Here is a 13,430-nt window from a genome sequence, read left to right on the forward strand (position 1 = left end):
TCCGGGTTGCCGTAACGGCATTGCCCACCGGCCGTCCGCATCAACGAAAAAGGGCCCGGACGTTTCCGCCCGGACCCTTTGCGATTCGTCAGACGGGGCTGAAAATCAGGCCGCCTTCTGCACCTCGGCGACGATCTTGCGCGCCGCGTCGCCAAGGTCGTTGGCGGGAACGATGGCAAGGCCGGAGGTCGCGAGGATCTCCTTGCCCTTCTCGACATTCGTGCCCTCCAACCGGACGACCAGCGGCACCGACAGGTTCACTTCCTTCGCCGCAGCCACGATGCCCTCGGCGATGATGTCGCAGCGCATGATGCCGCCGAAGATGTTGACCAGGATGCCCTTCACATTGGGATCCTTCAGGATGATCTTGAACGCAGCCGTGACCTTTTCCTTGTTCGCGCCGCCGCCGACGTCGAGGAAGTTGGCCGGGAACATGCCGTTCAGCTTGATGATGTCCATCGTCGCCATGGCGAGGCCGGCACCGTTGACCATGCAGCCGATGTCACCGTCCAGCTTGATATAGGCCAGGTCGTACTTCGACGCTTCCAGCTCGGCCGGATCTTCCTCGGTCTCGTCGCGCAGTTCGAGCAGGTCCTTGTGGCGGAACAGCGCGTTGCCGTCGAACGCCACCTTCGCGTCGAGGACCATCAGCTTGCCGTCGTCGGTGACCGCGAGCGGGTTGATCTCGATCTGCTCGGCGTCGGTCCCGATGAAGGCGTCGTACAGCTTCGACGCGGTGTTCGCCGCCTGCTTGGCGAGGTCGCCGGTCAGTTCGAGCGCCGCGGCCACGGCGCGGCCGTGATGCGCCATGAAGCCGGTGGCCTGGTCGATGTCGATGCTGTGGATCTTTTCCGGCGTGTCGTGCGCGACGGTTTCGATGTCCATCCCGCCCTCGGTCGAGGCGACCATCGAGACGCGGCCCGTGGCGCGGTTGACGAGCAGCGCGAGGTAGAACTCCTTGGCGATGTCGACGCCGTCGGTGACATACAGGCGGTTGACCTGCTTGCCGGCGTCACCGGTCTGGATCGTCACCAGCGTGTTGCCGAGCATGTCGGTCGCGGCCGCGCGAACCTCGTCCTCGGTCTTGGCGAGGCGGACGCCGCCCTTGGCGTCGGGGCCGAGTTCGACGAACTTGCCCTTGCCGCGGCCGCCGGCGTGGATCTGCGCCTTGACGACATAGAGCGGTCCGGGGAGCTTCTTCGATGCCGCGACGGCCTCCTCGACGGTCAGCGCGGCAAAGCCGGCCGGAACGGGCACGCCGAACTTGGCGAGGAGTTCCTTGGCCTGATATTCGTGGATGTTCATGGGGAGTGTGCCCTTTCGTAAAGCCGTCGGGATATTTGCCGTGGCGTAGAGCACAGCGACCGCGAACAATCCACCCCTTACGGTATTGGTCTTGCGTCGCGTTCGCAACAGGCGCTTTTTGGCGGGATCATAACAAGGGTTTGATGACGGGGCGGCGCGCCCGCCCTATATACCTGTCATGTCCATCTGGTTCGGCATCGCCCTGTTCGTCGCCACCGTCATCGGCATGGAGGCGTTCGCCTATGCGGCGCACCGCTGGATCATGCACGGCTTCGGCTGGTTCCTGCACGAATCGCACCACCGGCCGCGCACCGGCAACTGGGAATTGAACGACCTGTACGCCGCGATCTTCGCGGTGCCGTCGTTCGTCCTGCTGCTGGGCGGCGTGCAGCTTGGCTGGTGGGAAGGCTGGGCGTGGATCGGCGCGGGGATCGCCGCCTATGGCGCGATCTATTTCGGGTTCCACGACATCATCGTCCACCGCCGCCTGCCGACCCGCTACCTGCCGAAATCGACCTACATGAAACGGATCGTGCAGGCGCACCGGCTGCATCATGTGGTGGAAACGCGCGAGGGCAATGTCAGCTTCGGTTTCCTCGTCGCCCCGCGGCCCGAGGATCTGAAGGCCGAGTTGAAGCGGCGTCAGCGTGCCGGGGTCAGGGCACCCGCCGCAACCGCATCGAATCACGGTGCGTTTGCCGAAAAGTAACGCTTTGGGGCGCAGGAAATGCCCATGACCTATTTCGCCCCGATCCCCCCCGCCGCGCCGACCGACAGCGACGACCACCGTCGTGCCCTGCGCAAGGCCGTGAAGATGCGCGCGCATCTGCGCGATCGGGGACAGACCCGGTTCGAGATCGACGTCGTGGACCTGTCGATGTCGGGCTTCCGGGCGGAAACCAGCTTTACCCTGTGGCCGGGCACCGTCGTCTGGCTCACCCTGCCCGGCCTCGCCCCGCTTGAGGCGGTCGTCGCGTGGCGCGAGAAGTACAAATATGGCTGCGCGTTCGCCAAGCCGCTGCATCCGGCGGTGTTCGATCACATTGTGGGCCTGAGCCAGCGGTAAGACCGGGCGCAGGCGCGGCCACGCCCGCGCCGATGCGCAAGGCGAAGCCGACGCGCAGCGCCCGGTCCGGCTGGCGGGTTGGCCAAAGGCCGAACCCGTCCGACGGCGGCTTTGCCGGCGTCCTTATATGTGGGACGGGGCAGGAATGAGTCCTGCGCTTACAAAAGCTGGACCACCCCGGATATATTTTCATTCGTCATTGCCAACGCAGCGAAGCAATGACGGGGGCAGAGTTACCTTGTCCTCACCACCGTAATTCTGACGACGAGCCAGTGTCGGGAGCAGATCGGACGCCGGCAAAGCCGTCGTCGGACGGGTTCGGCCTAGAGCCGACCCGTCGGCCGGGCGGTGCGCTGCGGCGTTGCCGCATTGGCGCGGGCGTGGCCGCGCCTGCGCCCCTTAATCAAACAGACTGCTCACGCTCGTTTCATCCGCGATCCGCTTGATCGCCTCGCCCAGCAGCGGGGCGATCGGCAGGTGACGGATGCGGTTGGTCGTGCCGATGCTGTCGCGGTTGCCGAGCGAATCGGTGATGACGAGTTCGCGCAGTTCTGACCCCGCGACCCGCGCCACCGCGCCGCCCGACAGGACGCCGTGGGTGACATAGGCGACGACATCCTCGGCCCCCGCCTCCTTCAGCGCGGCGGCGGCGTTGCAGAGCGTACCGGCCGAATCGACGATATCGTCGATCAGGATGCAGAAGCGGCCCTCGACCTCGCCGATAATGTTCATCACCTCCGATTCGCCGGCCCGCTCACGCCGCTTGTCGACGATGGCGAGCGGCGCGTTGTCGAGCCGCTTGGCCAGCACGCGGGCGCGCACCACGCCGCCGACGTCGGGCGAGACGACCATCAGGTTCTTGCCGGCAAAACGCGCCTGGATATCCGCCGACATGACCGGCGCGGCGTAGAGATTGTCGGTCGGGATATCGAAGAACCCTTGGATCTGCCCTGCGTGGAGGTCGACCGACAGGACACGGTCCGCGCCGGCGACCGTGATGAGGTTGGCGACCAGCTTGGCCGAGATCGGCGTGCGCGGGCCGGGTTTGCGATCCTGCCGGGCATAGCCGAAATAGGGGAGGACGGCCGTGATCCGCCGTGCCGACGCGCGCCGCAGCGCGTCGATCATGATGAGCAGTTCCATCAGATTGTCGTTGGCCGGGAAACCGGTCGACTGAAGCACGAACACGTCCTCGCCGCGCACGTTCTCATGAATCTCGACGAAGACCTCCTCGTCGGCGAAGCGGCGGACGCTGACCTCGGTCAGCGGGATTTCCATATAGGCGGCGACAGCCTGCGCCAGCGGCAGATTGGAATTGCCGGTCATCAGTTTCATCAGGGAGTCCCTCCGCCCGTGTTGCCACGCCCATAGTGACAGCGGCGTGACAGCGGAAGGGCTTTGCCCGCTTTGCCGCGCGGACTAAGGCTTGCCCCATGACCGCCATCGCCCCCATCACCACCCGTTTCGCCCCCTCGCCGACCGGCCGGCTGCATGTCGGCAACATTCGCACCGCGCTGCACAACTGGATGTTCGCGCGGAAGATGGGCGGGCGGTTCCTGCTGCGGATCGACGATACCGATGCGCAGCGCAGCGAGGAACGGTTCACGGACGCGATCCGCGCCGATCTCGACTGGCTGGGAATGACGCCGGATGCCGAGGTGCGGCAGTCGGACCGGTTCGCGTTGTACGAAGCGCGGTTTGCCGATCTGGTCGCGGCCGGGCGGATCTATCCGGCCTATGAAACCGCGCAGGAACTCGATCTGCGGCGAAAAGTGCTGGCCGGGCGCGGGTTGCCGCCGGTGTACGACCGGGCCGCACTGAAACTGACCGACGCGCAGAAGGCGGCGTTCGCGGAGGCCGGGGTCGCGCCGCACTGGCGCTTCAAACTTGACCATGACGCGCCGATCCACTGGGACGACCTAGTGCGCGGCCCGGCGACGTTCGACCCCGCCACGATGAGCGATCCCGTCATCCGCCGCGCGGACGAATCGTGGCTGTACATGCTGCCGTCCGCGATCGACGATATCGACATGGGCGTCACGCATGTGGTGCGCGGCGAGGATCATGTGTCCAACACCGCGCTGCAATTGCAGATGTTCGCCGCGATGGGCGCGACGCCGCCCGCCTTCGCGCATGCCGCGCTGCTGACCGGCGCGGAAGGCAAATTGTCGAAGCGGCTGGGGTCGCTTGGCACCGATCATTTCCGCGAGGTGGGCATCGAGCCGCAGGCGGTGCGCGCGCTGCTGGCGCGGATCGGCACCAGCGATCCCGTCGAGCCGATCGCCGAGCCTGAGCCGCTGATGGCGACGTTCGATTTCGGCCGGTTCGGACGCGCGCCGGCGCGGTTCGACGAGGCCGAGCTGGCGCAGCTGAACGCGCGCACCCTCCACACCCTGCCCTTCGCGGAGGTCGCCGACCGGTTGCCGGCGGGGATGGGCGAGAGCGAATGGCTGGCGGTGCGGCCGAACCTGACCGTGCTGGCCGATGCCGCCGACTGGTGGCGGGTGATCGAGGGGCCGGTCCGTGCGGACGTGGCGGACGAGGATCGCGACTTCCTGGCCAGCGCCACGCGGCTGGCGAGCGCGGTCGACTGGGCCGGCGACCCGTGGCACGCGCTGACGAACGCGCTGAAGGCCGAGACGGGGCGCAAGGGCAAGGCGCTGTTCCTGCCGCTGCGCCGCGCGCTGACGGGACGCGACCATGGACCGGAAATGGCCGCGCTGTTGCCGCTGATCGGGCGGGACCGGGCGGTCGAACGGCTGTCGGCATGAGTCTCGACCGGTTCGTCGCCGCGCAGGACGGGGTGTATCCGGCCGCGCTGGCGGAGTTGCGCGCCGGCCACAAGACCGGCCACTGGATGTGGTTCGTGTTCCCGCAGATCGCCGGGCTGGGGCAAAGCGCGATGGCGCGGACCTATGCCATCGCCGACGCGGGCGAGGCGCGGGCGTATCTCGCCCACCCGGTGCTGGGCGCGCGACTGGTCGAGGCGACGCTGGCGGTCGCCGCCGCGAATGGCAACTCTATTGCGATCCTCGGGCAGATTGACGCGGTCAAGCTGCGGTCGTCGATGACCCTCTTTGCGGCCGTGGCGGACGATCCGACACCGTACCGCGCCTGCGTCGACCGGTTTTTCGGCGGCGTGGACGATCCTGAAACGCTGCGTCGCCTGTGACGCCGCCGACACCATCATTGAGGACGACGACATGAGCGACGCGGACGATTTCGTCTATGACGAGGCAAGCGGCGAATGGATCAGCGCGGCCGATGCAGCGGCAAAGGCCGGGGGCGCGGCCGATGGCGACACGGTGGTCGTGCGCGATTCGGTCGGCAACGTGCTGGCCGATGGCGATCAGGTGACGCTTATCAAGGATCTGACGGTCAAGGGCGCGGGTCAGACGCTCAAGCGCGGCACGCTCATCAAATCCATCCGCCTGACCGGCGACGCGCAGGAAATCGATTGCCGGTTCGACGGGATCAAGGGCCTCGTCCTGCGCGCCGAGTTCGTGAAGAAGCGGTGACCGGGCGATGACCACGCCCGTATCCGACCCGCCCGTCATGGGTCGCGGCCTGACGCTGGCGATGGCGGTCGCCGCCGGTGTCGCGGTCGCCAACATCTATTACAACCAGCCGATGCTGGCGTTGATGGAGGCCGACCTGCCCGGCCGGACAGCCGCGCTGATCCCGACCGCGACCCAGATCGGCTATGCCGCCGGCCTGTTCCTGCTGGTGCCGCTGGGGGATCTGATCGAGCGCAAGCGGCTGATCGTCTGGCAGTTCGTGCTGCTGGCGCTCGCGCTGATCGCCACCGCACTGGCCCCCTCGGCGATGCTGGTGGTGATCGCCTCGCTCGCGGTCGGCGTGCTGGCGACGGTCGCGCAACAGGTCGTGCCGCTGGCCGCGCATCTGGCCGCGCCCGAACGGCGCGGCGCGACGGTCGGCACGGTGATGGCGGGCCTGCTGTGCGGCATCCTGCTCAGCCGGACGCTGGCCGGGTTCGTCGCGGCGCAAGCCGGGTGGCGGGCGATGTTCTGGCTGGGCGTGCCGCTGGCGCTGGGCATGGCGGCGGTGATGGCGTGGCGGTTGCCGCGCAGTCTGCCCGAGCGGACACCGGAAACCCGCAGCTATGGCGCGCTGATGGCGTCGCTGGTCGATCTGTGGCGGACCTTTCCCGCGCTGCGGCTGGCGGCGGTGACGCAAGGGTTGCTGTTCGCCGGATTCGGCGCGTTCTGGACGGTGCTGGTGTTCCGGCTGGCCGAGCCGCGCTTCGCGCTGGGGGCCGATATCGCCGGGTTGTTCGGCATCGTCGGCGCGGTCGGCATCCTCGCCGCGCCGATCGCCGGACGGCTGGCCGACGCGCGCGGACCACGGCTGGCGATCCTGATGGGGGTGGTGCTGGCGCTGGTCGCATGGGGCCTGTTCGGGCTGTGGACCGGGATCGCCGGGCTGGTGATCGGCGTGATCCTGCTCGACTTCGCGGTGCAGAGCGTGCTCGTGTCGAACCAGCACATCGTCTACGCGCTGCGCCCCGAAGCGCGGGCGCGGCTGAACACCATCTTCATGGGCGTGATGTTCCTCGGCGGGTCGGCCGGATCGAGCGGCGCGATGCTGGCGTGGCGCGGTGGCGGCTGGAGCGCGGTCGTCGGCTTCGGACTCGCCGTGACCGGGGCCGCGACCGCGATCCAGCTGGTCGCCGCGCGCCGACGCGCGTAACCCCGAGCGAGCAGGAGAGTATCGCATGGCCGCCGATTCCATTCTCGTCTTCTACGGCTCCTACCGGTCGGACCGGATGGGGATACGGCTTGCCCGCTTCATCGTCGACGGGCTGATCGCGCGGGGCAGCAACGCCGAACTGATCGACGCGCAGGCGATCGGCCTGCCGATGCTCGACCGGATGTACAAGGAACATGCCCCCGGCACCGCGCCGGCGGCGATGGAGACGCTCGCGGGCAAGATCCGCGCGGCGGATGCGTTCGTGTTCGTGACCGGCGAATATAACTGGGGCGTGCAGCCGGGGCTGAAGAACCTGACCGACCATTTCCTGGAGGAATGGTATTGGCGACCGGCGGCGGTGGCGAGCTATTCGGCGGGACGCCTGTCGGGTGCGCGCGCGAACGTGGCATGGCACGGGAGCCTCGCCGAAATGGGCATGGCGGTGGTGTCGAGCACGCTGACGGTCGGGCCGATCGGCGAGACGCTGGATGCGGACGCGAGGGCCACCGGACCGGCGGGAAACGCGCTGACCCGCGCGTTCGGGCGCTTCGCCGACGATCTGGCGTGGTGGACCGAGGCGGTGCAGGCCCAGCGCGCGCGGCGCGATCCGCCCTATTGAGGGGCAGAAAGTGGCGTAGGGGTTATCGTTCCATCCCCCCCCAGCGAAGGCCGGGGGGGGGATGGATTCGCGGGCGTTCTGCTTTTCCGAAAACTCTCGCAGCGCCCCCTCACCCTCCGCCGGTATGGCCGAGCGCGTCGACCAGCAGTTTGCACCCCAGCGCGACCATCAGCAGATAGACGAGGACGTAGAAGCGGCGCGGGTCCATCCGGCGGATGATCCAGACGCCGAGCAACGTGCTGCCGATCGCCAGCGGCAGCAGCGCGGCGGCGACGCTGAGCGTCGCCCCGCCGAACGCACCGAGCGCGACATAGGCCGGCACCTTGGCCCAGTTTACGATCGCGAACAGGACCGAGCTGGTGCCGACATAGGTCTGGTGCGGCAGGCGGCGCGGGGTGACCCACATCTGGAATGGGGGGCCGCCGGCATGCGCGATCTGGCTGGTGAAGCCGGTCGCCATGCCGAAGATGGTACCGACCCAGCCGGGCGAGCGCGAGGCCGCGACCTGTCGCCCGCCGCGCTCGATCCACAGCCGCCACAGCCCGAACCCGGTGGTGATGATCCCAAGCGCCGCCATGACCGCCACGACCGGCAGAATGGCGGCGAACGCCCAGCCGAGCGCAATGCCGATCAGCGCGCCCGGCAGCATCCAGCCGACGATCCACCGGTCCCAGCTATGCCGGAACGACCAGACGCTGACGACGTCCTGCACGATCAGGATCGGCAGCAGGATCGCCGCCGCCGTTACCGGGCTGACCACCTGCGCCAGGATCGGCGTGGCCAGCGCGCCCAGCCCCGACAGCCCGCCCTTGGCCAGCCCCAGCAGAACGACCGCCAGCGTGGCGGCGATCAGGAACCATGGATCGTGGAGCAGGGTGCTGGCGGTCGGGGTCGGCATCGGGTTCCGTCGGTTGGGGCTGGCCTGTTGCCGGGGCCTGATCGGACCGGGGTATGCTGGCGCGCGCTGTCCGGCAGGGAACACGTTTGCAACACGCCTTCTGTTCCCCCGCGCGGGCGGGGGTCCACGGCCCGGCGTATCACCGGCTATTATATGGCCTGGCCCTGGATCCCCGCCTGCGCGGGGAAACGAGAAGAAGGTGGCGCGTCGGCCACCTTCACCGCTCCCCGGCCTCCGCCGGGGAACACCATGTGCTGCGCCCGCCGTTACTTGATGGTCACGATTCCGACCGGGTTGCCCTTTTGCGTGGGGTTGGAGGCGTTGGCCTTGGGGGCCTTTTCGGCCTTGGGCTTGCGGACTTCGCGCGTCTTCTTCTGCTGGCCCTTGGCCATGACGGGTTCCTTGCGCGAGGGGCGGAGATGCCCTCGCAGACCATCAGCCTAGGCCGGTGGCCAGACCGCCGCAATGGCGACCGCCACCCCGTAGTTGAAAGTGGTTTTCATATATGACATCGTGACGCCACAAGTCGACGATGGGAGAGCGGGAACGTGCGATTGAGCGGCAAGACGGCGCTGGTGACGGCGGCCGGACAGGGCATCGGCCGGGCGATCGCCGAGGCGTTTCTGGCGGAGGGCGCGGTGGTCCATGCCTGCGACATCAACGAGTCCGCGCTGACGGGTCTTGCGGGCGCGTTCCGGCTCGACGTGACCGATGCGGCGGCGGTGGCCGCGCTGCCCGACCGGATCAGGCCGGTCGACATCCTCGTCAACGCGGCGGGCTATGTCCATGCCGGCACCATCCTGGATTGCGAGGAGGCGGACTGGGACCGGTCGTTCGGGTTGAACGCAACCGCGATGTACCGGCTGATCCGCGCGTTCCTGCCCGGCATGATCGCCGCCAAATCGGGCTCGATCGTCAACATCGCGTCCGTCGCGTCGTCGCTGATCGGCGTACCCAACCGCTTCGCGTACGGCGCGTCCAAGGCGGCGGTGATCGGCCTGACCAAGGCGGTCGCCGCCGATTTCGTCGGCCAGGGCATCCGCTGCAACGCGATCTGTCCGGGCACCGTCGAAAGCCCGTCGCTGCTGGAACGGATGCGCGCGCAGGCCGAGGCCGGGGCCGAGGATTTCGACGCGGTCCACGCCGCCTTTTCCGCGCGCCAGCCGGTCGGCCGGCTGGGCCGCCCACAGGAAATCGCGGCGCTCGCCGTGCATCTCGCCAGTGACGAAAGCGCGTTTACCACCGGCACGACCGCGGTGATCGACGGCGGATGGTCGGTGCTGTGACCATGACGAACCCCCTTCCCAATCCCCGCATCACCGGCCTGCGCACGGTCGACGTCCGTTTCCCGACCAGCCTGTCGCTCGACGGGTCGGATGCGATGAACCCGGATCCCGATTATTCCGCCGCCTATGTCGTGCTGGAAACCGATATGGGCGGGCTGGAGGGCCATGGCCTGACCTTCACCATCGGTCGCGGCAACGAGATCTGCATCGCCGCGATCGAGGCGTTGCGGGGCGTGGTCGTCGGGCTGGAGCTGGACTGGATCCGCGACAATCCGGGGCGGTTCTGGCGGCACATGACCGGCGACAGCCAGTTGCGCTGGATCGGCCCGGACAAGGGGGCGATCCATCTGGCGACCGGCGCGGTCGTCAACGCGGTGTGGGATCTGTGGGCCAGGGCGGCGGGCAAGCCGGTCTGGCGGCTGGTCGCGGAGATGACGCCCGAGGAGATCGTCCGCGCGATCGACTTCCGCTACATCACCGACTGCATCACGCCCGCCGAAGCGCTGGACCTGCTGACCACGCGGGCGGCGGGCAAGGCGGAGCGGATCGCGACGCTGGAGGCGCAGGGCTTCCCCTGCTACACCACGTCGGCCGGCTGGCTCGGCTATTCGGACGAGAAACTGCGGCGGCTGGCGCAGGAGGCGGTCGATGCCGGGTTCGACTATATCAAGCTGAAGGTCGGCCGCGATCTGGAGGACGACATCCGCCGGCTGCGTGTGGCGCGCGAGGTGCTGGGGCCGGACCGCAATCTGATGATCGACGCCAATCAGGTGTGGGACGTCGATCAGGCGATCGACTGGGTCAACGCGCTGGCGTTCGCGAAGCCGTGGTTCATCGAGGAGCCGACCAGCCCCGACGACGTGCTGGGCCATGCGAAGATCCGCGCGAATATCGGTGACGTGAAGGTCGCGACCGGCGAGATGTGCCAGAACCGCATCCTGTTCAAACAGTTCATCATGGGTGGCGGGATCGACGTCGTACAGATCGACGCCTGTCGCCTGGGCGGCGTGAACGAGGTGCTGGCGGTGCTGCTGATGGCGGCCAAACACGGCCTGCCGGTGTGTCCGCATGCCGGCGGCGTCGGCCTGTGCGAATATGTCCAGCATCTGTCGATGATCGACTATATCTGCTTTTCGGGCACCACCGAGGGACGGGTCATCGAATATGTCGACCATCTGCACGAGCATTTCGTGGACCCCTGCGTGATCCGCGACGCGGCGTACATGCCGCCGTCCGCGCCGGGCTTCTCGATCGAGATGAAGCCGCAGAGCCTTGTGGACTATCGGTTCGTGAAGGCGCGCCTGTGAACCTCGGGCTGGCGGGCAAGGTCGTCATCGTGAGCGGCGGCGGGGCGGGCATCGGCGGGGCAATCTCGTGCGTGCTGGCGGAGGAAGGCGCGATCCCCGTCATTCTCGGCCGCAGCCCGCTGACCCCCGATTTCGAGGCGGCGATCCGCGCGGTTCAGCCGGCCACCGTCTTTATCCACACCGAGATGACCGACGATGCCGCCTGCGCCTCGGCGGTCGAACAGGCGGCGGCGCTGGGGCGCGGTATTCACGGGCTGGTCAACAATGCCGGCGCGAACGATTCGGTCGGGCTGGACAAGGGGACGGCGGCGTTCCTCGCCTCGGTCACCGCCAATCTGGGGCATTATTACGGCATGGCGCATCACTGCCTGCCACATCTGAAGGCCGCGCGCGGGAGCATCGTCAACATATCGTCGAAGGTCGCGCTGACCGGGCAGGGCGCGACCAGCGGCTATGCGGCCGCCAAGGGCGCGCAGCTGGCGCTGACCCGCGAATGGGCGGCGGGGCTGGCCGGTGACGGCATCCGGGTGAACGCGGTGCTGCCGGCCGAGGTGATGACGCCGCTGTACCGCAACTGGATCGAGACGCAGGACGATCCCGACGCCAAGCTGGCGGCGATCACCGCGAAGATTCCGCTGGGCCAGCGGATGACGACCGATCGCGAGATCGCCGATACCGTCGTGTTCCTGATGTCCGATCGCGCCAGCCATACCACCGGCCAGTGGATCGTGCCCGATGGCGGCTATACGCATCTCGACCGGGCGCTGACCTGACCGCGACCTGACCGATACCCCACCGCGGACACGGCACAACGCCGGGCGCGTCTTTCACAATGAGGATGACCGAATGGCGCGCACGCGTTCGATGCTCTGGCCGCTGGTGCTGATTACCAGCCTGTTCTTCCTGTGGGGGATGGCCAACAACCTGAACGACATCCTGATCCAGCAGTTCCGCAAGGCGTTCACGCTCAGCGACCTGCAATCGGGGCTGGTCCAGTCGGCGTTCTACATGGGCTATTTCGTGCTGGCCCTGCCGGCCGGGCTGGTCAGCCGGCGGTTCGGGTACAAGGCGGGCGTGGTCGTCGGGCTGGTGCTGTACGCGGCCGGCGCGCTGTTGTTCTATCCGGCGGCGCAGGCGCAGACCTATGGCCTGTTCCTGCTCGCGCTGTTCGTGATCGCCAGCGGTCTTGCGTTCCTCGAAACATCGGCCAACCCGCTCATCACCGTGCTGGGTGACCCGGCGGGCAGCGCGCGGCGGCTGACGCTGGCGCAGGCGTTCAATCCGGTCGGGTCGGTGACGGGGTTGCTGATGGGCAAATACCTGATCCTGTCGGGCATCGAACATTCCGACGCGGCGCTTGCCGCGATGCCGGCGGCCGAGCGCGCGCGCTTCTACGCGACCGAGACGCAGGCGGTGCAGGGGCCGTATATCGCGATCGGCCTGTTCGTGCTGGCGTGGGCGCTGCTGGTCGCCTTCACCCGCTTTCCCGCGCAGGCGAGCGCGCCGGCGCGCGACGACGGCCCGCATATCGGCTGGCGACAGGCGATCGGCGGACTGTTTGCCAGGCGCCCCTTCCTGTTCGCGGTGGTCGCGCAGTTCTTCTACGTCGGCGCGCAGGTGGGAGTGTGGAGCTACACCATCCGCTATGCGCAGGAGGCGACCGGGATCGGCGAGCGCGGGGCGGCCGACTGGGTCATCGCGGCGACCATCCTGTTCCTGGTCGGGCGGTTCATCGGCGTCGCGCTGATGAGCCGGATCGACGCGGCGCGGCTGATGCTGGTCTTCGCGGTCCTCAACGTCGTGCTGGCGGTGATCGCGGCGAGCGTGTCGGGGATCGCCGGGCTGGTCGCGCTGACCGCGATCAGCGTGTTCATGTCGATCATGTTCCCGACGATCTTCGCGATCGGGGTGAAGGATCTGGGGCCGTATACGCAAACCGGATCTTCGATGATCGTCATGGCGATCATCGGCGGCGCGGTGCTGACGCCGATCATGGGCGCGGTATCGACCGCCGCGACGATCCATCTGGCGATGCTGGTCCCGGCGGCGTGTTTCGCGGTCGTCGCGCTGTTCGCGTGGAGCAGCGTTCGCACCGGGCGGACGGTGGCGGTGACGGCGGGTGGCGGGCATTGATGCAAATGTGCTGCCCCCACCCGTCATTGCGAGCGCAGCGAAGCAACCCAGGGTTGCCCGCTACGCCCTGGGTTGCTTCGCTGCGCTCGCAATGACGGACGAAGCT

The 13,430-nt window shown here is 68.0% G+C and carries 15 protein-coding genes; 11 read left to right on the top strand and 4 right to left on the bottom strand.

Annotated features, from left to right (window positions below; genetic code table 11):
• Positions 1-105 precede the first annotated feature (105 nt).
• Positions 106-1,305, bottom strand: coding sequence for an ADP-forming succinate--CoA ligase subunit beta (sucC, locus tag ASE75_RS14115; RefSeq protein WP_055934715.1), 1,200 nt, complete (start codon positions 1,303-1,305; stop codon positions 106-108).
• A gap of 178 nt (positions 1,306-1,483) precedes the next feature.
• Here sucC and ASE75_RS14120 point away from each other — a divergent pair, with 178 nt between their 5' ends.
• Together ASE75_RS14120 and ASE75_RS14125 are read left to right on the top strand one after the other, a co-directional pair.
• Positions 1,484-2,014 carry a sterol desaturase family protein gene (locus ASE75_RS14120; protein ID WP_055934717.1) on the top strand — a complete coding sequence of 177 codons (531 nt, stop codon included), beginning with the start codon at positions 1,484-1,486 and terminating at the stop codon, positions 2,012-2,014.
• 24 nt (positions 2,015-2,038) lie between these two features.
• Entirely contained in the window at positions 2,039-2,371 is a 333-nt protein-coding gene (locus ASE75_RS14125; protein ID WP_200922373.1) for a PilZ domain-containing protein, read from the top strand.
• 399 nt (positions 2,372-2,770) lie between these two features.
• Here ASE75_RS14125 and ASE75_RS14130 read toward each other — a convergent pair whose 3' ends face one another.
• Complete coding sequence (locus tag ASE75_RS14130; RefSeq protein WP_055934720.1) at positions 2,771-3,706, bottom strand: ribose-phosphate pyrophosphokinase; 936 nt, start codon at positions 3,704-3,706, stop codon at positions 2,771-2,773.
• Positions 3,707-3,804: 98 nt separating this feature from the next.
• Here ASE75_RS14130 and ASE75_RS14135 point away from each other — a divergent pair, with 98 nt between their 5' ends.
• The 5 genes from ASE75_RS14135 to ASE75_RS14155 are packed head-to-tail and all read left to right on the top strand — an operon-like array spanning position 3,805 to position 7,700.
• Entirely contained in the window at positions 3,805-5,142 is a 1,338-nt protein-coding gene (locus ASE75_RS14135; protein WP_055934723.1) for a glutamate--tRNA ligase, read from the top strand.
• Positions 5,139-5,543, top strand: a complete 405-nt coding sequence (locus tag ASE75_RS14140) for a DUF1810 domain-containing protein (RefSeq protein ID WP_055934725.1) — start codon at positions 5,139-5,141, stop codon at positions 5,541-5,543. The genes ASE75_RS14135 and ASE75_RS14140 overlap by 4 nt, the downstream gene beginning before the upstream one ends.
• 31 nt (positions 5,544-5,574) lie before the next feature.
• The gene (locus tag ASE75_RS14145; protein ID WP_055934727.1) at positions 5,575-5,889 is read left to right on the top strand and encodes an alkylphosphonate utilization protein; all 315 of its coding nucleotides are present in this window, start codon (positions 5,575-5,577) and stop codon (positions 5,887-5,889) included.
• A 7-nt stretch (positions 5,890-5,896) separates the two neighbouring features.
• Complete coding sequence (locus ASE75_RS14150; protein ID WP_055934729.1) at positions 5,897-7,081, top strand: MFS transporter; 1,185 nt, start codon at positions 5,897-5,899, stop codon at positions 7,079-7,081.
• A 25-nt stretch (positions 7,082-7,106) separates the two neighbouring features.
• Entirely contained in the window at positions 7,107-7,700 is a 594-nt protein-coding gene (locus ASE75_RS14155) for an NADPH-dependent FMN reductase (protein WP_055934731.1), read from the top strand.
• Between the two features lie 109 nt (positions 7,701-7,809).
• Here the strand turns inward: ASE75_RS14155 and ASE75_RS14160 are convergent, their stop codons facing one another.
• Both ASE75_RS14160 and ASE75_RS16085 read right to left on the bottom strand, forming a co-directional pair.
• A complete protein-coding gene (locus ASE75_RS14160) occupies positions 7,810-8,598 on the bottom strand; it encodes a sulfite exporter TauE/SafE family protein (RefSeq protein WP_082464009.1) in 789 nt (262 codons plus the stop codon).
• Positions 8,599-8,864: 266 nt separating this feature from the next.
• Positions 8,865-8,990: a hypothetical protein gene (locus ASE75_RS16085; protein WP_268796053.1), complete on the bottom strand. Its 126-nt coding sequence runs from the start codon at positions 8,988-8,990 to the stop codon at positions 8,865-8,867.
• Positions 8,991-9,146: 156 nt separating this feature from the next.
• On the opposite strand from ASE75_RS16085, the gene ASE75_RS14165 reads away from it, so the two are divergent.
• The 4 genes from ASE75_RS14165 (at position 9,147) to fucP (ending at position 13,324) form a co-directional block, all read left to right on the top strand.
• Positions 9,147-9,884 (top strand): SDR family oxidoreductase, encoded by a 738-nt coding sequence (locus tag ASE75_RS14165; RefSeq protein WP_055934733.1) that lies wholly within the window; start codon positions 9,147-9,149, stop codon positions 9,882-9,884.
• 2 nt (positions 9,885-9,886) lie between these two features.
• Positions 9,887-11,191 carry an L-fuconate dehydratase gene (locus ASE75_RS14170; RefSeq protein ID WP_055934889.1) on the top strand — a complete coding sequence of 435 codons (1,305 nt, stop codon included), beginning with the start codon at positions 9,887-9,889 and terminating at the stop codon, positions 11,189-11,191.
• Positions 11,188-11,964 carry an SDR family oxidoreductase gene (locus tag ASE75_RS14175; RefSeq protein WP_055934735.1) on the top strand — a complete coding sequence of 259 codons (777 nt, stop codon included), beginning with the start codon at positions 11,188-11,190 and terminating at the stop codon, positions 11,962-11,964. The genes ASE75_RS14170 and ASE75_RS14175 overlap by 4 nt, the downstream gene beginning before the upstream one ends.
• A 73-nt stretch (positions 11,965-12,037) precedes the next feature.
• The gene (fucP, locus tag ASE75_RS14180; RefSeq protein ID WP_055934737.1) at positions 12,038-13,324 is read left to right on the top strand and encodes an L-fucose:H+ symporter permease; all 1,287 of its coding nucleotides are present in this window, start codon (positions 12,038-12,040) and stop codon (positions 13,322-13,324) included.
• The last annotated feature ends 106 nt before the right edge of the window (positions 13,325-13,430 follow it).

Source organism: Sphingomonas sp. Leaf17, assembly GCF_001421505.1.
Taxonomy (GTDB): Bacteria; Pseudomonadota; Alphaproteobacteria; order Sphingomonadales; family Sphingomonadaceae; genus Sphingomonas.

What these genes read in the sequence shown, in the direction of transcription:
- ASE75_RS14140 (WP_055934725.1), top strand. Translation starts at nt 5,139, where the DNA reads ATGAGTCTCGACCGGTTCGTCGCCGCGCAGGACGGGGTGTATCCGGCC.
- ASE75_RS14130 (WP_055934720.1), bottom strand. Translation starts at nt 3,706, where the DNA reads ATGAAACTGATGACCGGCAATTCCAATCTGCCGCTGGCGCAGGCTGTC.
- sucC (WP_055934715.1), bottom strand. Translation starts at nt 1,305, where the DNA reads ATGAACATCCACGAATATCAGGCCAAGGAACTCCTCGCCAAGTTCGGC.
- ASE75_RS14145 (WP_055934727.1), top strand. Translation starts at nt 5,575, where the DNA reads ATGAGCGACGCGGACGATTTCGTCTATGACGAGGCAAGCGGCGAATGG.
- ASE75_RS14135 (WP_055934723.1), top strand. Translation starts at nt 3,805, where the DNA reads ATGACCGCCATCGCCCCCATCACCACCCGTTTCGCCCCCTCGCCGACC.
- ASE75_RS14150 (WP_055934729.1), top strand. Translation starts at nt 5,897, where the DNA reads ATGACCACGCCCGTATCCGACCCGCCCGTCATGGGTCGCGGCCTGACG.
- fucP (WP_055934737.1), top strand. Translation starts at nt 12,038, where the DNA reads ATGGCGCGCACGCGTTCGATGCTCTGGCCGCTGGTGCTGATTACCAGC.
- ASE75_RS14160 (WP_082464009.1), bottom strand. Translation starts at nt 8,598, where the DNA reads ATGCCGACCCCGACCGCCAGCACCCTGCTCCACGATCCATGGTTCCTG.
- ASE75_RS14155 (WP_055934731.1), top strand. Translation starts at nt 7,107, where the DNA reads ATGGCCGCCGATTCCATTCTCGTCTTCTACGGCTCCTACCGGTCGGAC.
- ASE75_RS16085 (WP_268796053.1), bottom strand. Translation starts at nt 8,990, where the DNA reads ATGGCCAAGGGCCAGCAGAAGAAGACGCGCGAAGTCCGCAAGCCCAAG.
- ASE75_RS14125 (WP_200922373.1), top strand. Translation starts at nt 2,039, where the DNA reads ATGACCTATTTCGCCCCGATCCCCCCCGCCGCGCCGACCGACAGCGAC.
- ASE75_RS14120 (WP_055934717.1), top strand. Translation starts at nt 1,484, where the DNA reads ATGTCCATCTGGTTCGGCATCGCCCTGTTCGTCGCCACCGTCATCGGC.
- ASE75_RS14170 (WP_055934889.1), top strand. Translation starts at nt 9,887, where the DNA reads ATGACGAACCCCCTTCCCAATCCCCGCATCACCGGCCTGCGCACGGTC.